The sequence below is a fragment of the Pseudomonas sp. GNP014 genome (assembly GCF_054344005.1).
Map to the genome: position 1 here is coordinate 1,426,736 of NZ_JBTGUS010000001.1, position 21,937 is coordinate 1,448,672.

Genomic DNA, 21,937 nt, shown 5'->3' on the forward strand with positions numbered 1-21,937 from the left:
GAAGTTAATCGCCGATCAGGGTCCAGGCCTCCGCAATGGGCAGCGGCTGCTTCATCCGCTCCGCCAGTAGCGCCATCGCCCGTTCTTTTTCGCAGGCCACGGCCGCCACCACCACGCCATTCTTTGCGAACAGGCCGATAAAGGGCGGCTGTTCGGGTTCGCCCATGAACTCGACCTCATCCCACTGTTCGGCGTGGCCGAGGTAGTCGTAATTCTTGCCGAAATGCCAGGTCCAGAAAAACGGCACGTCGAGGTAATGCTCTTCACCGCCGAGCATATTGGCAGCGGCGATGCGTGCGTGTTGCTGGGCCAGGCGCCAGTGTTCGATGCGTTGCAACTGGCCGTTCAGGGGGAATGTGGCGATGTCGCCGATGGCCCACAGCCCTTCGGTGACGCGCATGCCGCCATCAACGCGCAATGACTGATCTTTTTCTTTCGGCAATGACCCGAACGCCTCGGTGGCCGGGTGTACGCCGACCCCGGCCAGCACCAGATCTGCCGAAAGACGCAGGCCATTGTCCAGCAATACGGCTTCGACCTTGCCATCGCCGATGATCTCGGTGGCGGAGTGCTCGGTGATGAATTTCACCCCGTTCTGTTCGTGCAGTGCGCGGATGGCCAGGCCTACGGCCTCGCCGAACTGGGCCGCGAAAGGGATGGCGTGGCGCGCGAGTACCGTGACGTCGAGGCCGTGCTGGCGCAAGGCCGAGGCGCATTCGAGAGCGATGAAACTGTCGCCGATGATGACGACGCGCTGATCCGCTCTGGCAGTGCTCATGATCTGTTCGGCCTGGGCTTTTGAGCGCAGGACGAACACTTGGGGCAGTTCAGCGCCGGGTAACTTCAGCGGGTTGGGTTCGCCACCCGTGGCCAGTACGGCGGCGTCATAGTTCAGGGTCTGGCCATCGTTGAGCTGCAGGATTTTGGCCTGGGCGTCCAGTGCGGTGATTTCGCTGTGCAGGCGTTCGATGCGCTGCTCTTTATAGAAAACTTCATCGCGCAACGCCGGGGTTTCTGCTGCCGGCGTTTCCCCGGCGAGGACAAACTTGCTCAGCACCGTACGGTCGTAACCGGCGTCCGGTTCGCGGTCGATCAGGATGATCCGGCCACCAAAGCCTTTCTCCCGCAGCGCCGCCGCACAGGCTGTGCCGGCGGCCCCTGCGCCGACAACCACGAACAGGCGCGGGTCATCGGCCGGGGGCGTGTGTGGATCTGCCAGCGGCTGGTCATCGACCCACACCTCGTCGCCGCGCACTTCCAGCGGATAACGTTTGAGGCTGTCGAGCGCCGGCGGCTCGCACAGCGCGCCATCCTCGGCGCGAAAAGCGGCCTTGTGCCACGGGCAGATCAGGCGTCCGTGACACAACGCACCGTCAGCCAGCGGCGCCCCGGCATGCGGGCATTCGCCCTGAAAGGCGCGGAGCTGGCCGCTGGCGCGCAGCAGGACGATCTTGCAGTCGCCGATTTCGACGGGCAGGCCACGGTCTTCAGGGATATCGGCGATACGGGCGACACGGTGCAGGGACATGTTCGGCTTCCTCGCAGGCATTTCTCTTACGAGTTTGCGCATCAGTGCGAGGTTCAGCCATTTGCTACTGCCACGGCACGAACGGTACAGCTATAGTTTGCAGGCCGACGACGGCCCAACTGCACAAGGTGCTCCCGGAATGACCCGATTGACCTCTCTCAACCCATGGCTGGCGGCCCTCGCCGTCACCCTTTGCGTGCAGTTTCCGGCGCAGGCCCAGGAGCGCTTTACCCTGAACATCCCGGGTGTTTCCGATAACCGGCTGTTCACCTCGGCGGCGGCCAGCGATGCGCCCGGTTGCGGCGGCAAGAACCAGTCGCCAGCCCTGAGCTGGAACGCCGGCCCTACCGGTACCCAGAGCTATGCGATCGTCATGCACGATCCGGATGGCCAGAAAGGCCTGGGCGTCGATCACTGGATTCATTACGGCATCAAGTCCACCACGCACCAGATTGCGGCAGGCGTCGGTGCCAAATCCGCGCTGGAAGGCGTTGGCGGCACCAACAGCAAGGGCAACACCCATTACATGGGGCCGTGCCCGCCAGTGGGCGACAGTGCGCACCACTACATCATCCAGATCTACGCCCTGGATCTGGCGCCGGATGCACTGCCGGCCGGTCTGACCCGCGCCGAGCTGATGGAAAAAATCAAAGGCCATGTGCTGCGCAACAGCAGTGCGGTGCGGCGTTATCACCGCTGAAGATTTTTTTTGCGGCGTTTAACCCGAACTGAACGGGCTGCCCGTCTCAGGGGATGAATGATCACTTTCATCCCGAGGTCAGCCCCCATGTCTCATTCTCTTTTGCGTCCTGTTGCGGTCGGTGTGCTGCTGGCGCTCGCCGGTTGCGGTGTTTCGTCCACACCCGATTCCACTGCGGTACCACCGGCGGCACAGCCTGAAGTGCTGGTTCAGCAGGAAGCCGCGATGGCGGGTGGGGCGATGGCCAAGCGTATGGCCCGGCCGGCGCCGATCGCCAGTTTCGCCGCGATGCCCGGCGCAGACAGTTATCCACAGGGCTATCGCGATGAGTCGCGCGAGCAGTATCAGGCGCTGGCCGACAACCCGATCCACAGTGTCGCCGAAACCCCGGTTTCAACCTTCAGCGCTGATGTCGACACGGGTGCGTACGCCAATGTCCGCCGCTTGCTCAATCAAGGCCGACTGCCACCGGAGGGTGCGGTGCGACTGGAGGAAATGGTCAACTACTTCCCTTATGACTACGCGTTGCCCAGCGATGGCTCGCCTTTCGGTGTGACCACCGAACTGGCGGCCTCGCCGTGGAACCCGCACACGCGTTTGCTGCGCATTGGCATCAAGGCCTCCGACCATGCCGTGGCGGAACTGGCCCCGGCCAATCTGGTGTTTCTGGTGGACGTGTCCGGCTCGATGGATCGCCGCGAAGGCCTGCCGCTGGTCAAAAGCACGCTGAAGTTGTTGGTCGATCAGTTGCGCGAGCAGGACCGGGTGTCACTGGTGGTGTATGCCGGCGAATCCAGAGTGGTGCTGGAGCCGACTTCCGGACGCGAGAAAGCGAAAATTCGTACAGCCATCGAGCAATTGACCGCAGGCGGCTCCACCGCTGGCGCGTCGGGCATTGAACTGGCCTATCAAATGGCGCAGCAGGCGTTTATCCCCAAGGGCATCAATCGCATCCTGTTGGCCACCGACGGTGACTTCAATGTCGGCATCAGCGACTTCGACAGCCTCAAGCAAATGGCTGTGGATAAACGCAAGACCGGGATTTCCCTGACCACCCTGGGTTTTGGTGTGGATAACTACAATGAACACTTGATGGAACAACTCGCCGACGCCGGTGACGGTAACTACGCCTACATCGACAACCTGCGCGAGGCACGCAAGGTGCTGGTGGATCAGTTGAGTTCGACCCTCGCCGTGGTGGCGCAAAACGTCAAATTGCAGGTGGAGTTCAACCCGGCGCAGGTCAGTGAATATCGTCTGCTCGGCTACGAAAACCGCGCGTTGAAGCGTGAGGACTTCAGCAATGACAAGGTCGATGCCGGCGAGATCGGCGCAGGACACACGGTGACGGCGCTGTATGAAATTGTCCCGGCGGGTGAGAAGGGCTGGCTCGAGCCGTTGCGTTACGCTAAATCGGCGCCAGCGGTTTCCAAGAATGGGGAATTGGCGATGCTGCGTGTGCGTTATCAACCGCCCGAAGGTGGGAAAAGTCTGCTGATCGAGCGGCCGATTGCCAATCAGGTCGCACCGGCCAGTGAAGACCTGCGATTTGCTGCTGCGGTTGCGGCGTTTTCCCAGCAACTCAAGGACGGCCGCTACACCGGCGATTTCGGCCTCAAAGACACCGAAGCGCTGGCCCGTGGCGCACGGGGTGACGACCGCTTCGGCCTGCGTAGCGAGTTTGTGCAACTGGTCGAACTGGCGCAAAGCCTGCGCACCTCGACCGCATCGAATACGCTGGCCACTGAGCGACGGATTGAATAGTGAGTCGTCTGAAAGGCTTCATCAGTCAGCTGTTTGCTGGGCCAGACAGTTCAAGCGCCAGCAGCGATGACGCGCTGCTGGCGCGTTACCGCGAGGGCGACGGCGCGGCGTTCGAAATCCTGTACGCCCGCCATCGCCAGGGTTTGTATCGGTTTCTGCTCGGCTTGAGCGGTAAACCGGAACTGGCTGACGAAGTCTTTCAGGAGACCTGGCTGAGCCTGATCCGCAGCGCCAGTCAGCCACAAGGGCGGGCGACCTTTCGTACGTGGCTGTTCCAGATTGCCCGCAATCGCTTGATCGACCACTGGCGCAAACACGGCGCTCACCAGCCGCTGCACGACAGCTACGACGAACAGCTGCATGCGGTTGGCGACGAGACCAACGATCCCGAACAATTGCTGAACCTCAGCCGCGACAGCCAGCGCCTGGAAAGCGCCCTGCAAGCCTTGCCCGCCGACCAGCGCGAAGTGTTCCTGCTGCGCGCCCACGGCGACCTCGACCTGGCACAAATCGCCAGCCTCACCGACACACCGCTGGAAACCGTTAAAAGCCGCTTGCGCTACGCCCAGCAAAAACTGCGTCGGCTGCTGGCCGAGGAGGTACTGACATGACTGACGCCCGCCAGACACCTGAAGAGCAACTGCTCAAGCACTATCGCGAGCAACACGACGCCGAACCACCGGCGCACCTCGATTCGTCGATTCTCGCGGCTGCCCGCCACAACGCCCCGGTACCGAAAACAAGCCTGTGGCAACGCTGGCTCGACGCCTGCCGCAAGCCGCGCTGGCAAGTCGCGTTCGCCAGCCTCGTTGGCGTGGCTTTGATGCTGTCCCTGGTCCAGCGTGCGCCCGACCCGCAGCCATCATTCGACTTTGCTCCACCCGCCAAATCCGCTGCGCCTCTTGCTCGCAAGCAAGCCCCGCAAACCTTGTCTGCCCCCGCTGGCGGCATGGCCGCACCAGCGCCGGCACCGATGATGGAAATGGCCGCACCGATGCAAAGCGAAGCGATCAGCGCCGACGAAGCCAGCACCAGCAAGCGCACCACCGCCCCGGCCAATGGTCTGGACGCGCAGCTGCGCGAAGTCCTGCGCCTGCGCGAATCCGGTCAATCCCAAGCCGCCGATGCGCTGTACAACAACCTGCACAAACGTTATCCCGACGTGGATCTCGACCTCCGCCTCGAACAAATCCGCAAGAACTGACCGCGTGTTCTCTCAGCCATTTGGCATCGACCCGCAAAAACGCGCACTATCGGGCCATAGCTGAAGCGCTGGAGAAACACCGTGGCACCAAAAATCGACCGCATCGCCCAACTCCTCAACTGCCCACAGAAGGGTGAGGAGATGCGGCGCGCGATTACCGAAGCTCGCAAGGAGTTTCTGCTGAACCAGTCGGAAGAAGACGTCGTGGAAGAAGACGAGGTTTTTGAGGAGATTGGGGAAGAAGAGGATGACGACGATTACGATGAGTTTGACTGGACGACGGAGTGACCGTCGCCGTAAGTCAGTATCGCGTCCACAAAAAAGCCCCGGACCATCACAGTCCGGGGCTTTCTCGTTTGAATCAATGGCGCACCAGGCGGGATTCGAACCCACGACCCCTGCCTTCGGAGGGCAGTACTCTATCCAGCTGAGCTACTGGTGCAGCGGGCGACATCATACCTAGGTCGGCTCGGGGCGTCCATGCCGGGATTTTGCGGGTTTTGTCAGGGCGCGTGTCCGTTGAAATCGCTGCATTCCTTAAAGCTGTAACGTCCTGCAAAAGGCTCGCTTGGCGCTTTGGCAGGACTGTTCTATGGTTTTGCTGCGGCGGGGGTTTTGGCGCGTTGATCTGAAAAATCCAACAAAAGCGGCGTTTTTGTTCTTTTTTTCGAACGACCTATTGTCCTTTAACCCCTTTGATCCTAGGATCCGTTTGAGATTTCAAACGCTCTTTGGACAGGGTGTTGCAGCGCAGGTGGTTCGAATCGAGCACTGTTGATGCGCCACGCCCGGTCTCTGATTTCCCTGACGGCAGCCTTGCGAGGCGCCTTTCTACAATCATAATTTTGCTCCGCGCAGGCCGCGGTGCTGTTAAGGAAAGCCGACATGCAGCTTAAAGACACCCTGTTGTTCCGCCAGCAAGCCTTCATTGATGGCGCTTGGGTCGATGCGGACAACGGTCAGACAATCAAGGTCAACAACCCGGCCACCGGCGAAATCCTCGGCACCGTGCCGAAAATGGGCGCTGCCGAAACCCGCCGCGCGATCGAAGCCGCTGATAAAGCGCTGCCGGCCTGGCGTGCACTGACCGCCAAGGAGCGTGCAGGCAAGCTGCGTCGCTGGTTCGAACTGATGATCGAGAACCAGGACGACCTCGCGCGCCTGATGACCCTCGAGCAGGGCAAGCCGCTGGCCGAAGCCAAGGGCGAAATCGTTTACGCCGCTTCGTTCATCGAGTGGTTCGCCGAAGAAGCCAAGCGCATCTATGGTGACGTGATTCCGGGCCACCAGCCGGACAAGCGCCTGATCGTGATCAAGCAACCGATCGGCGTCACCGCCGCCATCACCCCGTGGAACTTCCCGGCCGCGATGATCACCCGTAAGGCCGGCCCGGCACTGGCCGCCGGTTGCACCATGGTGCTCAAGCCGGCGTCGCAAACCCCGTTCTCCGCGTTCGCTCTGGCTGAACTGGCCCAGCGTGCCGGCATTCCAAAAGGCGTGTTCAGCGTGGTCTCCGGCAGCGCCGGCGATATCGGCAGCGAGCTGACCAGCAACCCGATCGTGCGCAAACTGTCCTTCACCGGCTCGACTGAAATCGGTCGTCAGCTGATGTCGGAATGCGCCAAGGACATCAAGAAAGTCTCGCTGGAACTGGGCGGTAACGCGCCGTTCATCGTGTTCGACGACGCGGACCTGGATAAGGCCGTCGAAGGCGCGATCATTTCCAAATACCGCAACAACGGCCAGACCTGCGTCTGCGCCAACCGTCTGTACATTCAGGATTCGGTGTACGACGCGTTCGCCGAGAAGCTGAAAGTCGCAGTCGCCAAGCTGAAGATCGGCAACGGTCTGGAAGAAGGCACCACCACTGGCCCGCTGATCGACGAAAAAGCCGTGGCCAAGGTGCAAGAGCACATTGCTGACGCCGTGGCCAAAGGCGCCACTGTGCTGGCCGGTGGCAAGCCGATGCAAGGCAACTTCTTCGAGCCGACCATCCTGACCAACGTGCCGAAAGACGCTGCCGTGGCCAAGGAAGAAACCTTCGGCCCGTTGGCGCCGCTGTTCCGCTTCAAAGACGAAGCCGAAGTGATCGCGATGTCCAACGACACCGAGTTCGGTCTGGCTTCCTACTTTTACGCTCGCGACCTGGGCCGTGTGTTCCGTGTGGCTGAAGCGCTGGAATACGGCATGGTCGGCGTCAACACCGGTCTGATCTCCAACGAAGTCGCGCCATTCGGCGGCATCAAGGCCTCGGGCCTGGGCCGTGAAGGCTCCAAGTACGGCATCGAAGATTACCTGGAAATCAAATACCTCTGCCTGGGCATCTAAGCCGAGAAAGGGATCGCTGCAAACGCAAAGGGCACGAGAGCGCTGTCCCTTTGCGTCGTTTCAAACCGGAATTTTCTCTGCGGCCAGGAACGCCGTGGCAGTCGATCATCGCATGCTGCCACCGTCGATTTCTCCCGCTTAATCCTTGAACCACGCCGCCCGATGAGCGGCGAATGAGGACTGTAATGAGCAAGACTAACGCTGAACTGATGGCCCGCCGTACCGCAGCTGTTCCACGTGGTGTTGGCCAGATTCACCCGATCTTCGCTGAGTCGGCGAAGAACGCGACCGTGACTGACGTTGAAGGTCGTGAGTTCATCGACTTCGCCGGCGGTATCGCTGTACTGAACACCGGCCACGTGCACCCGAAAATCATCGCTGCCGTGACCGAACAGCTGAACAAGCTGACTCACACCTGCTTCCAGGTACTGGCCTACGAGCCGTACGTTGAGCTGTGCGAAAAGATCAACGCCAAGGTGCCAGGTGATTTCGCCAAGAAAACCCTGCTGGTGACCACCGGTTCCGAAGCGGTGGAAAACGCCGTGAAAATCGCCCGTGCCGCCACTGGCCGTGCCGGCGTGATCGCCTTCACCGGCGCCTACCACGGTCGTACCATGATGACCCTGGGCCTGACCGGTAAAGTCGTGCCTTACTCGGCCGGCATGGGCCTGATGCCAGGCGGCATCTTCCGCGCGCTGTACCCGAACGAACTGCATGGCGTGAGCATCGACGACTCGATCGCTTCCATCGAACGCATCTTCAAGAACGACGCCGAGCCGAAAGACATCGCTGCGATCATCATCGAGCCTGTGCAGGGTGAAGGTGGTTTCTACGTCGCGCCGAAAGAATTCATGAAGCGTCTGCGCGCTTTGTGCGACCAGTACGGCATCCTGCTGATCGCTGACGAAGTACAGACGGGCGCTGGCCGTACCGGCACTTTCTTCGCCATGGAACAGATGGGCGTTGCGGCCGACCTGACCACTTTCGCCAAATCCATCGCCGGCGGTTTCCCGCTGGCCGGTGTCTGCGGCAAGGCCGAATACATGGACGCCATCGCCCCAGGCGGTCTGGGCGGCACCTACGCCGGTAGCCCGATTGCTTGCGCCGCGGCCCTGGCCGTGATGGAAGTGTTCGAAGAAGAGCACCTGCTGGACCGCTGCAAGGCAGTCGGCGAACGTCTGGTTACCGGCCTGAAGGCCATCCAGGCCAAATACCCGGTGATCGGCGAAGTGCGTGCCCTGGGCGCGATGATAGCGGTCGAGCTGTTCGAAAACGGCGACAGCCACAAGCCAAACCCGACGGCTGTTGCGGCTGTCGTGGCCAAGGCGCGTGACAAGGGCCTGATCCTGCTGTCCTGCGGCACCTACGGCAACGTTCTGCGCGTTCTGGTACCGCTGACTTCGCCGGACGAGCAACTGGACAAAGGTCTGGCGATCATCGAAGAGTGCTTCTCGGAGCTGTAAGCCCCGGCACTGTGTGATCAGCTCGACAAAAACCCGCTTCGGCGGGTTTTTTTACGCCCCTGAAACAGATCTATCGCTTTTGCACTGTATCGAATGGCCAGCATTGGCTAAGGTTCAGGCATTGCAAGGGAGAGCGCGCATGACTGCCGTTGATTTACCCGCCGTACCCCGAGTGCTGATTGCCGAGGCCGATCCGTGGTCCCGGGACCTGCTTAAACAAGTGCTGCTCAACGTCCGTTGTGATGCACGGCTGGACCTGTGTGCCGACGGCCAGCAAGCCATTTCATTGCTCAGCGAGGTGCCGTACGACCTGGCGATCGTCGACTGGGAGTTGCCCGGTGTCGACGGTTTGAACGTGTTGCGCAGCGTGCGCCAGCGCAAACGCAATCCGCTGTTGCCGTTCATTCTGATGAGCAGCCGCAACGACAGCGCCAGTGTGCGCGAAGCGTTACCGCTGGCCCCCACGGCCTACCTGACCAAACCCCTGAATATGGAAAGCCTGACCGAGCGTCTGCAGGGCTTGCTGCTCAATGCCGGGGAAGAAGTGTTCTGTGAAGTGCCCGTCCTGGCGCCGGGCATGACCTTGTCGGTGTTCCTCGAGCGCCGCCGCGAGCAGGCCGATGGCGCGCCATTGATGACGGATGTGCAGGTGGCAGTCAAACGCAGCCTGAACCCGAACGGCCTCGATCTGAAGTTGCTGGAAGAAGAGATCAAAACCGATCCGCAGATCACCGCGGTGTTGATTGCGGCGGCCAACAGCGCGGCGCAGCACTATGGCGCGCCCGTGCAGACCTTGGCGCAAGCGCTGCATCGACTGGGTACCGGGCAGAGCATGAACCTGATTCTCGGCCTGGCGCTCAAGCGCAGCGCCAGACTCAGTGATCCGTGTCTGGCCGATTACGCCGAGCGTTATTGGGGGCTGTCGCTGCACACGGCTGAATACGCTCGCACGCTGGCGCGCCTGCTCGACCTGGATCAGGAGCGCTGCTATTGCGCAGGCATGTTGCATCGCCTCGGCGATCTGGCGTTGTTGCGTTGTTTGCAGGAGTGGAAGCAGGCCGGCGGCGAACTGGATGAGTGGACGGAGGTGGGCGACGCGCTCGAGGCGTTTGGCGCGGCTTACGGTTCGGCGTTGCGCACCCGCTGGCGCTTGCCGCTGGAGCTGCGTGAGTTGATTGCGTCGGCCTACCAGCTCGGTGGCGGGGTTTACTCCCGTGAGGCGCTGGTGATGAACATGGCCGCGCAGATGGCCCGCCTGACCGAGCATGAGGGCGTCGAGGAACTGGCCAAGAGTCGTACGGCGCGGTTGCTGAAGATCGGGCTGCCGGAGTTGATGCGGATGCGTAAATAACCTGACTTACTGCCAATCACTGTGGGCGCGTGCTGGCCGGCGATGGCGTCGGCGCAGACAACATCTTTGCTGGATGCGCTGGCCAGCCCGCTCCCACAGGTTTTTTGGTGGATTCAAACAGCGGCTATGCAGAGATGATGCGGTTCTTGCCCTGGCGCTTGGCTTCGTACATCGCCGCATCCGCCCGGGCGAAGAGGCTGTCGAGGCTGTCGTCGTTCTCCGTGAGACTGGTCAGGCCCTGACTGACGGTGATGCCGAAGCTCTGACCGTCATGGCTGAAGCTCAAGCGCTGAATTTCCTGTTGCAGGCGCTGGGCCACTTGCATGGCCATGTCCGGCGCACAGCCCGGAAATACTGCCGCAAACTCTTCTCCACCAATCCGTCCGAACAGATCACCCCGACGTAACGACCCTCGCCCGCACTCGGCAATGCGTTGCAATACGTTGTCGCCTTCAGGGTGGCCGTAGGTGTCGTTGATCACTTTGAAGTCATCTATATCCAGCAACAGAAACCCCATCTGCGAGCCTTGCAGGCGTGCCGCGCTGAATTCGCGGTTGGCGCATTCGAAGAAATGGCGGCGGTTGCTGCTTTGGGTCAGCACGTCGGTGGTGGCCAGGCGTTGCAGCTCGGTTTCCATCTGCTTCTTGTCGGTGATGTCCTCGGCGATGCCGACGATGATCACCGGTTGCCCGGGTTCGTCCTGACGGTTGATAAAGCATTTGTCGCTGAGCCAGCGCACCGAGCCGTCGGCCGCGATGATCCGGTACTCGCGATCTTCCACGGCGCCTTTGTGCAGGACTTCGGCGAGGCTGCGTTCGGCGTATTCCAGATCGTCGGGATAGATGCTGTCGCGCCACTGGTTGTAGTCGGCCAGCAGCAAACCGGCCGAGCGGCCGAAAATCCGTTCATAGGCGGGACTGACGTACAGCACCTGTCGGGTTTCCCAATTGAAGGCCCAGAGTACGGCGTTGACGCTTACCAGCAGCGAGCTGAACAGCTGTTCGCGCTCGCTCAGCCGGGCGACTTCGCCTTGGGCGTGCATCAACGCCATCAGGGTTTGCGCGGCCTCGGGCCATTGCGGGAAGGATGAGTCTTTTTGGTTGTTGTTGACCATCGGCACAGATCTCAAAGGGCGTGCCGCATTTCGACAGCGGCCACAGTACAGCCCGCCGGGGTGGCGAAGTGTCTTTGAGATAGGGCTTTTGGTGCTAAGTTCCGTGCATTTGTGGCGAGGGAGGTTGCTCCCGCCGGGCGGTCGTGGCGACGCGTTTCATCAATGAGAACGCGTCGTCAGGTTTTCGCTCGTTTCGCTACCGATCAGGGATGAATCCCCTCGCCACAGGGGATCATTCACCAAAATCAGACCGCTGCAGGGCGCAACGAGTAGGTTTTCAACTGGTCGGCAAATTCGCGCAGGGACTGAATGCCGCTGGCCTCGGCCTCGTGAATCCAGTCCTTGATGGCGGCGAGCATGTCGTGGCCATTTGCGCTGGTCTTGACCCAGATCTGCTGCAGGGCCAGACGTTTTTCGTAAATTACCTTCAGCGCCTGGCTGTGCTCGAGCATGTTCTGGATGCGCAAGTGATGACGCTCTTCCAGCAGACTGGTTTCCCGCGACAGCAAGCGTTTGGCGCGGTGGAACTGGTGGCGTACCGAATGATCGACCTTGGCCAGCTCCTGCTTGACCAGCGGACCGATCACCAACTTGCGGTACTGGGCCATGATCTGGAAGCGGTTGTTGAGGATCGCCATGGCGGTGTCCATGTCCAGATTGCCCTTGCCTTCGACACGGTGGGCGATCGGTGCCACACGCTGGACCTTGGCCAGACGCAGGAAGCAGAAGACCTTGATCCACGCCCAGCCGAGGTCGAACTCCCACTTCTTCACCGACAGCTTGGCCGAGTTAGGGTAGGTGTGATGGTTATTGTGCAGCTCTTCGCCGCCGATCAGGATGCCCCACGGCACCAGATTGGTCGCCGCGTCACGGCATTCGAAGTTGCGGTAGCCGATGGCATGGCCCAGGCCATTGACCACACCGGCGGCCCATACCGGGATCCACATCATCTGGATCGCCCAGATGGTGATGCCGATGGTGCCGAACAGCAGCAGGTCGATGACGCCCATGATCGCCACGCCCAACAGCGGGTAGCGGCTGTAGAGGTTGCGTTCGATCCAGTCTTCGGGGCAGTTCTTGCCGTAGATGCGCAGGGTCTCCGGATTCTCGGCTTCGGCGCGATACAGTTCGGCGCCTTTGCGCAGTACGGTGGACAGCCCCTTGACGACCGGACTGTGCGGGTCGTCCTCGGTTTCGCATTTGGCGTGGTGTTTACGGTGGATGGCCGTCCACTCGCGGGTGTTCTGCGCCGTGGTCAGCCACAGCCAGAAGCGGAAAAAGTGTTTCAGGCCGGCATGCAGCTCAAGCGAGCGATGGGCCGAATATCGGTGCAGATAGACCGTGACGGCAACAATCGTCACGTGGGTCATCAGCAGGGTGACTGCGACCAGTGACCAGGCCGACAAGCCAAGAAAACCTTCGTACCACATAGGCTATAGGGCCCTCGATAAAGATAAAGACAGCCGTTGCATTATCACCAAGCACACAGATAAAACCAGTCGCCCTTTTAGATAAGAGTCGCTGGATGTTTCTTGACCTATAATTCCAACCTTTTTTGTAGGGACATGGATAGCCGAATGCCTGCCATTTATCGCGATGCTTTGCGTGCAGCGCTGCTCTATCTCGTGCTTGCCGTCCTCTGGCTGCTGGGCACTGATCATTTATTAAACAGTTTCTTCGATAACGCCGTCGATCTTGCCCATTGGCAACTGATCAACGGTTACGTCTTTGCGGCAGTCAGTGCCGGGCTGATTTTTCTGGCGAGGGCGCGTTTGTGCGAGTTTCTCGGTATCGGTGCGCGTTTGCGTGAACGCCATGCCGATCGCGAGCGCCTGCGGCAGGCGGCGGCCGTATTCGACTGCACGCGCGAAGGCGTGTTGGTCACTGATCGCCAGGGCCTGATCGTGCACGTCAACCGGGCGTTCATCGAGATCACCGGATATCAGCGCGAAGAAGTCATCGGTCAGCAGCCCAGTCTGTTCAAGTCCGGTCATCATCCGCCGGGCTTCTATCAGGCGATGTTCGCCACGCTGGAGGCCAAAGGCGAGTGGAGTGGCGAGATCTGGAACCGTCGTAAAAGCGGCGAGATTTATCCACAGTGGCAAACCATCCGCGTCATTCATGATGACCAGAGCCGGCTCAGCCATTACGTCGCGGTGTTTTCCGACATCAGTGCGATCAAGGATTCCGAGCACGAACTCAAACACCTCGCGCACCACGATCCGCTCACGGATCTGCCCAACCGTCTGCTGTTCAGCGATCGTGCCGAGCAGGCGCTGGCGTCGGCGCAGGCGCACAAGCGCGGTTGCGCGTTGCTGATGCTCGATCTGGATCATTTCAAGATGATCAATGACAGCCTCGGCCATAACGTCGGCGATCGCTTGCTCAAAGCGGTGTCGGCGCGCTTGCAGGCGCTGTTCGGCCCCGGCATCACCCTGGCGCGACTGGGGGGCGACGAATTCGCCGTGCTGGTGGAAAGTTGTCCACAACCGGGGCAGGCGGCGGCGTTGGCCCAACGTATTCTCGACGCGCTCAAGGAGCCGTTTCGCCTTGAAAGCCACGAGTTGTTCATCAACGTCAGCATCGGCATCAGCCTGTTTCCCAGCGATGCGTTGAGCGCCGACCAATTGTTGCGCAACGCCGATGCCGCGTTGTTCAAGGCCAAGAGCAGTGGCCGCAACGGTTATGCCCTGTACACCGAAGAACTCACCGCCCACGCCCAGCAACGGGTCGAAATCGCGTTCGAGTTGCGCCGCGCCCTGGAGCAGCAGGAGTTGCGGGTTTACTACCAGCCGGTGCATGACCTGAAAACCGGTCGCCTGATCGGCGTCGAAGCGCTGGTGCGCTGGCAGCATCCGCAGCGTGGCCTGGTGTCGCCGGCGGAGTTCATTCCGATTGCCGAACGCACCGGCTTGATCGCCGAAATCGACGACTGGGTGATGCAGCAGGCGTGCCGGCAGATGTGCGAGTGGCAGCAGGCGGGCGTGGTGTTGTCGTTTGTCGCGGTGAACGTGTCGTCGCGGCTGTTTGCCCGTCGCGAGTTGTATCAACAGGTGGCGCAAGTGCTGCACGACACCGGGCTGAATCCGGCTTGTCTGGAGCTGGAAGTCACCGAAAGTGCGGTGATGGACGACCCGGAAGTCGCGCTGGAACAGATGCACCGTTTGCGTGAGCTGGGCATTCGCCTGGCCATTGATGACTTTGGCACTGGCTATTCGTCGCTGTTGCGGCTCAAACGTTTGCCGGTGCAGAAGTTGAAGATTGATCAGGGTTTCGTTGCCGGTCTGCCGTGGGACGAGGACGATGCGGCGATTGCCCGGGTGATCATCGCGCTGGCTCGCAGCATGGGGATGCAAGTGCATGCCGAGGGCATCGAACAGGTCGAGCAGGCGGCGTTTCTGCTGGCGCAGGAGTGCGACCTGGGCCAGGGCTACTGGTTTGGGCGGCCGGTGCCGGCGGCGGAGATTGATTGGGCGCGCGCGCCTGTTATCGGTTGAATCCGAGCTTGTGGCGGGGGAGCTTGCTCCCGCCCGAGCACGAAGCGCTCGGTTTTTTGGGTCTGCTGCGCAGCCCGGCGCGAGCAAGCGCCCTCGCCACAGGGGTTGCGGTGTTCTTGAGTACCGGGAAAGCGCGCAAACCCTTGTCCCGTCAGATAATGTTTTTCAGTTATATAAACATTCTTAAATAGTCTTTTTAAGAATATCTGCGCCTCTCTTATATTGCTCCCACGCCGAACGCAGTGCCGCCCACTGCCAGGCATATCCCATTCAAAGGAGCAGCACCATGAGCGCATCCCTTCGCAGCGTTGACGGTCAGGACGAAACCACCATCTTGCGTGAAATCCAGAGCGCCCTGCGCGATCTGCGGTTCGGCGCGGTGGAGATCACTGTGCACAACGCCCAGGTCGTGCAGATCGAGCGCAAAGAGAAATTCCGTTTGCAGCAACCCGGTAAACAACCGGGCTGATTTGAAGAGCCAAGGATCGCAGCCTGCGGCAGCGCCTGCAGGGGATTGTGCGCAGACGCTGCCGAAGGCTGCGATCTTTTGAACCGGCACCACGCTTTCCGAAATACATAAGAAAAAGCCACCACCGAGAATTCCAGGAGCTTTCACCATGTCGTCGATTCGCCGTTACGCTTTGGCCGCCCTGGCCAGCGCTGTGTTTGCCGGTTCCGCCGTTGCCAAGGATTACGAACTGCTCAACGTGTCGTATGACCCGACGCGCGAGCTGTATCAGGACTACAACGCTGAATTCATCAAGTTCTGGCAGAAGGACCATGCCGGCGACACCGTGAAAATCCAGCAATCCCACGGCGGTTCGGGCAAGCAGGGCCGTGCGGTGATCGACGGTCTGCGCGCCGACGTTGTGACCCTGGCCCTGGCCGGCGACATCGACGAAATCGCCAAGCTCGGCAAGACCCTGCCGGCCGACTGGCAGAAGCGTCTGCCGGACGCCAGCACCCCGTACACCTCGACCATCGTGTTCCTGGTGCGCAAGGGCAACCCGAAAGGCATCAAGGACTGGGGCGACCTGATCAAGAACGACGTCTCGGTGATCACCCCGAACCCGAAAACCTCCGGCGGCGCGCGCTGGAACTTCCTCGCCGCGTGGGCCTACGGCCTGAAAGCCAACGGCGGCAGTGAAGAAAAAGCCAAAGAGTACGTACAGACCCTGTTCAAGCACGTGCCCGTACTCGATACCGGTGCTCGCGGTTCGACCATCACTTTTGTCAACAACGGTCAGGGTGACGTGTTGCTGGCCTGGGAAAACGAAGCGTTCCTGGCGCTGAAAGAAGATGGCGGCGCGGACAAGTTCGACATCGTCGTGCCGTCGCTGTCGATTCTCGCCGAACCGCCGGTGGCGGTGGTCGACAAGAACGCCGAGAAGAAAGGCAACGAGCAGATCGCCGAAGCCTATTTGAAACACCTGTACAGCCCGGCCGGTCAGGAGATCGCCGCGAAAAACTTCTACCGTCCGCGTGACAAGGACGTGGCGGCGAAGTACGCCCAGCAGTTCCCGAAACTGGAACTGGTGACCATCGACAAGGACTTCGGCGGCTGGAAAACCGCGCAACCGAAATTCTTCAATGACGGTGGCGTGTTCGACCAGATCTATCAGGCGCAGTAATCTGACCCACAATGAGCCTGATGCTCAGGCACGAAACCATGTGGGAGCGGGCTTTTGTGGCGAGGGGATTCATCCCCGTCGGGCTACGCAGTAGCCCCGAAATCGGCAAATGCGGGAAACCAGGCACACCGCATGCGATGGTTTTGGGGCAGCTACGCTGCCCATCGGGGATAAATCCCCTCGCCACAGAGCCCGCTCCCACATTGATGCGTTTTTAACCAAGGACTTTTATGTCGCGTCGTATCTCCCCCGTCATACCCGGCTTCGGGCTGACGCTGGGTTACACCTTGGTGTACCTCAGCCTGATTGTGCTCATCCCGCTGGCGGCGATGTTCGTCCACGCCGCCCAACTCACCTGGGATCAGTTCTGGACGATCATCTCCGCCCCGCGCGTGCTGGCCGCTCTGAAGCTGAGCTTCGGCACCGCCCTGTGTGCGGCGATCATCAACGGCATCATCGGTACGCTGCTGGCCTGGGTGCTGGTGCGCTACACCTTCCCGGGGCGCAAGGTGATCGACGCGATGATCGACCTGCCGTTCGCCCTGCCGACGGCCGTGGCCGGTATCGCCCTGACCGCGTTGTACACCCCGACCGGACTGGTCGGGCAGTTCGCCGCCGACCTCGGTTTCAAGATCGCCTACACGCCGCTGGGCATCACCCTCGCGCTGACCTTCGTGACCTTGCCGTTCGTGGTGCGCACGGTGCAGCCGGTGCTCGCCGATATTCCCCGTGAAGTCGAAGAAGCTGCTGCCTGTCTCGGCGCGAAACCGCTGCAAGTGTTTCGCCATATCCTCCTGCCAGCGCTGTTGCCCGCCTGGCTGACCGGTTTTGCCCTGGCCTTCGCCCGTGGTGTCGGCGAGTACGGTTCGGTGATTTTCATTGCCGGTAACATGCCGATGAAAACCGAGATCCTGCCACTGCTGATCATGGTCAAGCTCGACCAATACGATTACACCGGCGCCACTTCCATCGGCGTGCTGATGCTGGTGGTTTCCTTCGTCCTGTTGCTGCTGATCAACTTGCTGCAGCGGCGTATCGAAACCCCATAAGGAGGCGCGAACCATGTCCCAATCGTCTATTGCGGCCGCGTCCTCGGCCAACGCTGCGCGCCGTGGCAGTGCCACTTCGCGCAGAATCCTGATCGGTCTAGGCTGGCTGATCTTTTTCCTGTTTCTGGTGTTGCCGCTGTTCATCGTGGTGTCGCAAGGTTTGAAGAACGGCCTTGGCGCGTTCTTCACTGCGATCTTTGAACCGGACGCCTTGTCGGCGCTGAAACTCACGGTGATTGCCGTGCTGATTTCGGTGCCGCTGAACCTGGTGTTCGGCGTCAGCGCTGCTTGGTGCGTGAGCAAATACTCGTTCCGTGGCAAGAGCATGCTGGTGACGCTGATCGACCTGCCGTTCTCGGTATCGCCGGTGATCGCCGGTCTGGTCTATGTGCTGATGTTCGGCGCTCAGGGTCTGTTCGGGCCGTGGCTGCAGGATCACGACATCCAGATCGTGTTCGCCCTGCCGGGCATCGTGCTGGCGACGATCTTCGTCACCGTGCCGTTCGTGGCCCGTGAGCTGATCCCGCTGATGCAGGAACAAGGCACTCAGGAAGAGGAGGCTGCGCGGCTGCTCGGCGCCAACGGCTGGCAAATGTTCTGGCATGTCACCGTGCCCAACATCAAATGGGGCCTGATCTATGGCGTGGTCCTGTGTACCGCGCGGGCCATGGGTGAGTTCGGTGCGGTGTCGGTGGTCTCCGGGCACATTCGCGGGGTGACCAACACCTTGCCGCTGCACGTCGAGATCCTCTACAACGAATACAACCACGTGGCCGCGTTCGCCGTGGCGAGCCTGTTGCTGATCCTGGCGCTCTTCATCCTGCTGCTCAAGCAGTGGAGCGAAAACCGTATCAACCGCCTGCGCGCCAGCGCCGCGGAGGAATAATTCATGTCGATCGAAGTGCGTAACGTCAGCAAGAATTTCAATGCGTTCAAGGCGCTGGACAACATCAGCCTGGACATTCACAGCGGTGAACTGGTGGCATTGCTCGGTCCGTCGGGCTGCGGCAAGACCACGCTGCTGCGGATCATCGCCGGCCTGGAAACCCCGGATCAGGGCAACATCGTCTTTCACGGTGAAGACGTCTCCGGCCATGACGTGCGTGATCGCAACGTCGGTTTCGTGTTCCAGCACTACGCGCTGTTCCGCCACATGACGGTGTTCGACAACGTTGCGTTCGGCCTGCGCATGAAACCGAAAAACCAGCGCCCGAGCGAAAGCCAGATCGCGACCAAGGTCCACGAACTGCTGAACATGGTGCAGCTCGACTGGTTGGCGGATCGCTACCCGGAACAACTGTCCGGTGGTCAGCGTCAGCGTATCGCCCTGGCTCGTGCCTTGGCGGTGGAGCCGAAAGTGTTGTTGCTGGATGAACCGTTCGGCGCCCTCGACGCCAAGGTGCGCAAAGAGCTGCGCCGCTGGCTCGCGCGTTTGCACGAAGACATCAACCTCACTTCCGTTTTCGTGACCCACGATCAGGAAGAAGCGATGGAAGTCGCCGACCGTATCGTGGTGATGAACAAGGGCGTGATCGAGCAGATCGGCTCACCGGGTGACGTTTACGAAAACCCGGCCAGCGACTTCGTTTATCACTTCCTCGGCGATTCGAACCGCTTGCTGCTCAGCGACGACAACCACGTGCTGTTCCGCCCGCACGAAGTGTCGTTGTCCAAACATGAGCTGGAAGATCACCATGCCGCTGAAGTGCGCGATATCCGCCCGTTGGGCGCGACCACGCGGGTGACGTTGAAGGTGGAAGGGCAGACGGATCTGATCGAGGCCGAAGTGGTGAAAGACCATGACAGCCTGATCGGCCTGGCCAAGGGTGAAACCCTGTTCTTCAAACCGAAGGTCTGGCAGAAAGTCGCTAACCTCTAAGATCAAAAGCTTCGCGAGCAAGCTCGCTCCCACAGGGAACTCGGTCGGACATGACGTTTGTGTTCAGCACCCGTCCACTGTGGGAGCGAGCTTGCTCGCGAAAGGGATCTACACAGCCGCACGATTCGGATTGACTCGCACCACCCCCGCCCGCGCTTCGATCTGCTCTTTCAGTTCATGGCGCATGCCGAGCATGAACGCCAGTTCGGCGACGACAAACAACGGCCCGACAATCAGCCCGCTGACGTCATCGACAAACGCCGGTTTGCGCCCTTCATAGTGATGGCCGACAAACTGGATCACCCAGCCGATCACAAACATCGCCAGCCCGCTGCTGAGCCAGACCAGGGTGCTCTGCTGCGCCAGCGCGTGTCCGGCCCAGACCGACAGGCCCATCAACAGCGTCATCAGAGCGCCAAGCTTCAGTTCCAGGCGCAGGTAGAACCACGCCGAAGCCAGTGCCAGCAGCACCGCCGGCGATAGCCACAAGCCGCCCAGTGACCACTCCGGTCGCGACAACAGCACCGCCACCGCCACCACAATCAGCGGAATCCCGATAAAGTGGCTGGCGATGTTGCGTGGGTCACGGTGGTACGCGGCGTATTGACTCAGATGATCGACGAGGCTTTTCATTGTTGTTCCTCCTGTAGGGTGAGCGCAGCATGCCCCGGGTTCGGCGTTCGCTCTGTCAGGCAGGCGACAATTGGGAGTGATCATGGATAAGCGTTCACAGTTGATGACCGGGCAATGGTTCAGTCATCTGCCGGCATGCTTTCAGGATAGTCTGCTGGCGGCAGCCCGGGAGCGGCGGCTGACGGCGGGGCAGCGCCTGTTCCAGCGCGGCGATGCGCCGTGCGGGTTGTACGCGGTGCTCGACGGCGCGATCCGCATCGGCGCGGTCAGCGAGCAGGGCAAGGAGGCGTTGCTGAGCCTGGTGGAAGCGCCGCACTGGTTCGGCGAAATCTGCCTGTTCGACGGTCAGCCGCGCACCCATGATGCTTACGCCGTCGGGCCGTGCACCCTGGTGAACATTCCACAGACCACCTTGCTGAAAATTCTCGACGAGCACCCGCTTTACTGGCGGCATCTGGCGCTGCTGATGAGCCAGAAATTGCGCCTGACCTTCATCAATCTCGAACAGCTGAGCCTGCTCCCGGCCCCGGCGCGTCTGGCCCATCGTCTGCTGATGATCGCCGAAGGCTACGGCGAACTCGACCCGCCCCGGCGGATGCTGCAACTGCCGCAGGAACAACTGGCGTCGATGCTGTCGCTGTCACGGCAGACCACCAACCAGATCCTCAAGGATTTGCAGGCTCAGGGGATTATCGGACTGGGTTACGGCGAGATCGAGATCCTCGATGCCGCGCGATTGCGGGCACTGGCCACACTCTAAAATCTGGCACCGATCCATTGTAGGAGTGAGCCTGCTCGCGATAGCGGTGTGTCAGCCAACACATCATGAACTGATTCACCGTTATCGCGAGCAGGCTCACTCCTACACGGGCAACGTGCGTGGCTTACGAACCGCGATAGGTCGAGAAACCATACGGGCTGAGCAGCAACGGGATGTGGTAGTGCTGGTCAGTCTGCTTAACCTGGAAAATCACCGGAATCTCCGGGAAAAACGTCTCGCGTTTGGCCTTTTCGAAATACTCGCCAGTCTTGAACACCACCCGGTACTCGCCCGCCTCGAAAGGCTGTTTGGCCGGGAACAGTTCGGCGATGCGCCCCTGTTCGTTGGTGGTGCCCTGAGCCAGCGGCTGCCAGTTCTGGCCGACGTGTTTTTCCAGGGTCACGTTGATGCCGGGGGACGGCAGGCCGTTTTCCAGATTGAGCACGTGCACGCTCAGTGGATTGCCGGCGGCCAGCGCCAGGCTGGAAACGGCGCTCAGGCCGAGTGCGGCGAAGGTCATGCGCAGGGTGGTCATGGTCAGACTCCTTATTGGGAACGGGTGAGGGTCAGGCCGGCCTGTTCGGCGGCCTTGATGGCACAGCTTTCGTCTTGCTCGCCGCCACCGGAACCGGCCACGCCCATGGCGCCGACCAGTTCACTGCCGGCAAATAACGGGATGCCGCCGCCGAGCAACAGCAACTCGTCGAGGGTGTTGAGGTTGGCGGTGTCCGGGTTGCTGCGGGCGCGCTCGGCGAACAGCCGGGTCGGGGTTTTCGTCGACAGCGCGGTGTACGCCTTACGCTGGCTGGCGGCGGTGTTGTGCGGGCCGATGCCATCGCCGCGCAAGGTCACCAGCAGGTTGCCGCCACGGTCGAGCACCGACACCGTGCCTGTGCAGTTACTCATTGCCGTATCGGCCAGCAGGCGTGCGGTTTTCAGATCAAGGTCGGCGTGACGCGGCAGGTCAGGGCCGGCGAAGGCGCTGGCGCTCAGGCCGATGGCGAGGCTCGCGGCAAGGTATTTGAAGGTCATGAGC

21 protein-coding genes and 1 tRNA gene are annotated in these 21,937 nt (G+C 61.0%); 15 read left to right on the forward strand and 7 right to left on the reverse strand.

Annotated features, from left to right (window positions below; translation table 11 throughout):
• Positions 1-4: 4 nt before the first annotated feature.
• Positions 5-1,528 carry an FAD-dependent oxidoreductase gene (locus ACXX9E_RS06530; protein ID WP_458555192.1) on the reverse strand — a complete coding sequence of 508 codons (1,524 nt, stop codon included), beginning with the start codon at positions 1,526-1,528 and terminating at the stop codon, positions 5-7.
• A 139-nt stretch (positions 1,529-1,667) separates the two neighbouring features.
• On the opposite strand from ACXX9E_RS06530, the gene ACXX9E_RS06535 reads away from it, so the two are divergent.
• The 5 genes from ACXX9E_RS06535 (at position 1,668) to ACXX9E_RS06555 (ending at position 5,484) form a co-directional block, all read left to right on the forward strand.
• Positions 1,668-2,228 (forward strand): YbhB/YbcL family Raf kinase inhibitor-like protein, encoded by a 561-nt coding sequence (locus tag ACXX9E_RS06535; protein ID WP_458555193.1) that lies wholly within the window; start codon positions 1,668-1,670, stop codon positions 2,226-2,228.
• Positions 2,229-2,315: 87 nt separating this feature from the next.
• Positions 2,316-3,992, forward strand: a complete 1,677-nt coding sequence (locus ACXX9E_RS06540; protein ID WP_458555194.1) for a vWA domain-containing protein — start codon at positions 2,316-2,318, stop codon at positions 3,990-3,992.
• A 29-nt stretch (positions 3,993-4,021) separates the two neighbouring features.
• Positions 4,022-4,603: an RNA polymerase sigma factor gene (locus ACXX9E_RS06545; protein WP_322375451.1), complete on the forward strand. Its 582-nt coding sequence runs from the start codon at positions 4,022-4,024 to the stop codon at positions 4,601-4,603.
• A complete protein-coding gene (locus tag ACXX9E_RS06550; protein ID WP_128613551.1) occupies positions 4,600-5,196 on the forward strand; it encodes a hypothetical protein in 597 nt (198 codons plus the stop codon). Before ACXX9E_RS06545 ends, ACXX9E_RS06550 begins: the two co-directional genes overlap by 4 nt.
• Positions 5,197-5,277: 81 nt before the next feature.
• Positions 5,278-5,484 (forward strand): hypothetical protein, encoded by a 207-nt coding sequence (locus ACXX9E_RS06555; RefSeq protein ID WP_123470426.1) that lies wholly within the window; start codon positions 5,278-5,280, stop codon positions 5,482-5,484.
• A 77-nt stretch (positions 5,485-5,561) separates the two neighbouring features.
• Here ACXX9E_RS06555 and ACXX9E_RS06560 read toward each other — a convergent pair.
• Positions 5,562-5,638, reverse strand: a tRNA-Arg gene (locus ACXX9E_RS06560).
• A gap of 443 nt (positions 5,639-6,081) precedes the next feature.
• On the opposite strand from ACXX9E_RS06560, the gene gabD reads away from it, so the two are divergent.
• The 3 genes from gabD to ACXX9E_RS06575 all read left to right on the forward strand — a co-directional run bounded on the left by gabD (position 6,082) and on the right by ACXX9E_RS06575 (position 10,338).
• The gene (gabD, locus tag ACXX9E_RS06565; RefSeq protein ID WP_336347995.1) at positions 6,082-7,524 is read left to right on the forward strand and encodes an NADP-dependent succinate-semialdehyde dehydrogenase; all 1,443 of its coding nucleotides are present in this window, start codon (positions 6,082-6,084) and stop codon (positions 7,522-7,524) included.
• A gap of 185 nt (positions 7,525-7,709) precedes the next feature.
• Positions 7,710-8,987 carry a 4-aminobutyrate--2-oxoglutarate transaminase gene (gabT, locus tag ACXX9E_RS06570; RefSeq protein WP_458555195.1) on the forward strand — a complete coding sequence of 426 codons (1,278 nt, stop codon included), beginning with the start codon at positions 7,710-7,712 and terminating at the stop codon, positions 8,985-8,987.
• Positions 8,988-9,126: 139 nt separating this feature from the next.
• Entirely contained in the window at positions 9,127-10,338 is a 1,212-nt protein-coding gene (locus ACXX9E_RS06575) for an HDOD domain-containing protein (protein ID WP_458555196.1), read from the forward strand.
• A gap of 124 nt (positions 10,339-10,462) precedes the next feature.
• On the opposite strand, the gene ACXX9E_RS06580 is transcribed toward ACXX9E_RS06575, so the two are convergent.
• Both ACXX9E_RS06580 and desA read right to left on the reverse strand, forming a co-directional pair.
• Entirely contained in the window at positions 10,463-11,452 is a 990-nt protein-coding gene (locus tag ACXX9E_RS06580; RefSeq protein WP_123470436.1) for a GGDEF domain-containing protein, read from the reverse strand.
• Between the two features lie 245 nt (positions 11,453-11,697).
• On the reverse strand, positions 11,698-12,882 hold the full coding sequence (desA, locus tag ACXX9E_RS06585; protein WP_123470438.1) for a delta-9 fatty acid desaturase DesA: 1,185 nt from the start codon (positions 12,880-12,882) through the stop codon (positions 11,698-11,700).
• 147 nt (positions 12,883-13,029) lie between these two features.
• On the opposite strand from desA, the gene dibA reads away from it, so the two are divergent.
• The 6 genes from dibA to ACXX9E_RS06615 all read left to right on the forward strand — a co-directional run bounded on the left by dibA (position 13,030) and on the right by ACXX9E_RS06615 (position 19,508).
• The gene (dibA, locus tag ACXX9E_RS06590; protein ID WP_458555197.1) at positions 13,030-14,949 is read left to right on the forward strand and encodes a phosphodiesterase DibA; all 1,920 of its coding nucleotides are present in this window, start codon (positions 13,030-13,032) and stop codon (positions 14,947-14,949) included.
• A gap of 286 nt (positions 14,950-15,235) precedes the next feature.
• On the forward strand, positions 15,236-15,418 hold the full coding sequence (gene oscA, locus ACXX9E_RS06595) for a sulfur starvation response protein OscA (RefSeq protein ID WP_034151822.1): 183 nt from the start codon (positions 15,236-15,238) through the stop codon (positions 15,416-15,418).
• Positions 15,419-15,566: 148 nt separating this feature from the next.
• Positions 15,567-16,580 (forward strand): sulfate ABC transporter substrate-binding protein, encoded by a 1,014-nt coding sequence (locus ACXX9E_RS06600; protein WP_095137855.1) that lies wholly within the window; start codon positions 15,567-15,569, stop codon positions 16,578-16,580.
• Positions 16,581-16,810: 230 nt separating this feature from the next.
• Entirely contained in the window at positions 16,811-17,629 is an 819-nt protein-coding gene (gene cysT, locus ACXX9E_RS06605; RefSeq protein ID WP_007952818.1) for a sulfate ABC transporter permease subunit CysT, read from the forward strand.
• A gap of 13 nt (positions 17,630-17,642) precedes the next feature.
• Entirely contained in the window at positions 17,643-18,515 is an 873-nt protein-coding gene (gene cysW, locus ACXX9E_RS06610; protein WP_007952817.1) for a sulfate ABC transporter permease subunit CysW, read from the forward strand.
• Positions 18,516-18,518: 3 nt separating this feature from the next.
• Positions 18,519-19,508 (forward strand): sulfate/molybdate ABC transporter ATP-binding protein, encoded by a 990-nt coding sequence (locus ACXX9E_RS06615; protein WP_123470446.1) that lies wholly within the window; start codon positions 18,519-18,521, stop codon positions 19,506-19,508.
• 108 nt (positions 19,509-19,616) lie between these two features.
• Here the strand turns inward: ACXX9E_RS06615 and ACXX9E_RS06620 are convergent, their stop codons facing one another.
• A complete protein-coding gene (locus ACXX9E_RS06620) occupies positions 19,617-20,141 on the reverse strand; it encodes an Mpo1 family 2-hydroxy fatty acid dioxygenase (RefSeq protein ID WP_186748070.1) in 525 nt (174 codons plus the stop codon).
• A gap of 82 nt (positions 20,142-20,223) precedes the next feature.
• On the opposite strand from ACXX9E_RS06620, the gene ACXX9E_RS06625 reads away from it, so the two are divergent.
• Entirely contained in the window at positions 20,224-20,901 is a 678-nt protein-coding gene (locus ACXX9E_RS06625; protein ID WP_458555198.1) for a Crp/Fnr family transcriptional regulator, read from the forward strand.
• Between the two features lie 124 nt (positions 20,902-21,025).
• On the opposite strand, the gene uraH is transcribed toward ACXX9E_RS06625, so the two are convergent.
• Positions 21,026-21,436, reverse strand: coding sequence for a hydroxyisourate hydrolase (gene uraH / locus ACXX9E_RS06630; protein ID WP_123470452.1), 411 nt, complete (start codon positions 21,434-21,436; stop codon positions 21,026-21,028).
• Positions 21,437-21,447: 11 nt separating this feature from the next.
• Positions 21,448-21,933, reverse strand: coding sequence for a GlcG/HbpS family heme-binding protein (locus tag ACXX9E_RS06635; RefSeq protein ID WP_123470454.1), 486 nt, complete (start codon positions 21,931-21,933; stop codon positions 21,448-21,450).
• Between the last annotated feature and the right edge of the window lie 4 nt (positions 21,934-21,937).

What these genes read in the sequence shown, in the direction of transcription:
- ACXX9E_RS06530 (WP_458555192.1), bottom strand. Translation starts at nt 1,528, where the DNA reads ATGTCCCTGCACCGTGTCGCCCGTATCGCCGATATCCCTGAAGACCGT.
- ACXX9E_RS06535 (WP_458555193.1), top strand. Translation starts at nt 1,668, where the DNA reads ATGACCCGATTGACCTCTCTCAACCCATGGCTGGCGGCCCTCGCCGTC.
- ACXX9E_RS06540 (WP_458555194.1), top strand. Translation starts at nt 2,316, where the DNA reads ATGTCTCATTCTCTTTTGCGTCCTGTTGCGGTCGGTGTGCTGCTGGCG.
- ACXX9E_RS06550 (WP_128613551.1), top strand. Translation starts at nt 4,600, where the DNA reads ATGACTGACGCCCGCCAGACACCTGAAGAGCAACTGCTCAAGCACTAT.
- gabD (WP_336347995.1), top strand. Translation starts at nt 6,082, where the DNA reads ATGCAGCTTAAAGACACCCTGTTGTTCCGCCAGCAAGCCTTCATTGAT.
- gabT (WP_458555195.1), top strand. Translation starts at nt 7,710, where the DNA reads ATGAGCAAGACTAACGCTGAACTGATGGCCCGCCGTACCGCAGCTGTT.
- ACXX9E_RS06575 (WP_458555196.1), top strand. Translation starts at nt 9,127, where the DNA reads ATGACTGCCGTTGATTTACCCGCCGTACCCCGAGTGCTGATTGCCGAG.
- ACXX9E_RS06580 (WP_123470436.1), bottom strand. Translation starts at nt 11,452, where the DNA reads ATGGTCAACAACAACCAAAAAGACTCATCCTTCCCGCAATGGCCCGAG.
- desA (WP_123470438.1), bottom strand. Translation starts at nt 12,882, where the DNA reads ATGTGGTACGAAGGTTTTCTTGGCTTGTCGGCCTGGTCACTGGTCGCA.
- dibA (WP_458555197.1), top strand. Translation starts at nt 13,030, where the DNA reads ATGCCTGCCATTTATCGCGATGCTTTGCGTGCAGCGCTGCTCTATCTC.
- oscA (WP_034151822.1), top strand. Translation starts at nt 15,236, where the DNA reads ATGAGCGCATCCCTTCGCAGCGTTGACGGTCAGGACGAAACCACCATC.
- ACXX9E_RS06600 (WP_095137855.1), top strand. Translation starts at nt 15,567, where the DNA reads ATGTCGTCGATTCGCCGTTACGCTTTGGCCGCCCTGGCCAGCGCTGTG.
- cysT (WP_007952818.1), top strand. Translation starts at nt 16,811, where the DNA reads ATGTCGCGTCGTATCTCCCCCGTCATACCCGGCTTCGGGCTGACGCTG.
- cysW (WP_007952817.1), top strand. Translation starts at nt 17,643, where the DNA reads ATGTCCCAATCGTCTATTGCGGCCGCGTCCTCGGCCAACGCTGCGCGC.
- ACXX9E_RS06615 (WP_123470446.1), top strand. Translation starts at nt 18,519, where the DNA reads ATGTCGATCGAAGTGCGTAACGTCAGCAAGAATTTCAATGCGTTCAAG.
- ACXX9E_RS06620 (WP_186748070.1), bottom strand. Translation starts at nt 20,141, where the DNA reads ATGAAAAGCCTCGTCGATCATCTGAGTCAATACGCCGCGTACCACCGT.
- ACXX9E_RS06625 (WP_458555198.1), top strand. Translation starts at nt 20,224, where the DNA reads ATGGATAAGCGTTCACAGTTGATGACCGGGCAATGGTTCAGTCATCTG.
- uraH (WP_123470452.1), bottom strand. Translation starts at nt 21,436, where the DNA reads ATGACCACCCTGCGCATGACCTTCGCCGCACTCGGCCTGAGCGCCGTT.
- ACXX9E_RS06635 (WP_123470454.1), bottom strand. Translation starts at nt 21,933, where the DNA reads ATGACCTTCAAATACCTTGCCGCGAGCCTCGCCATCGGCCTGAGCGCC.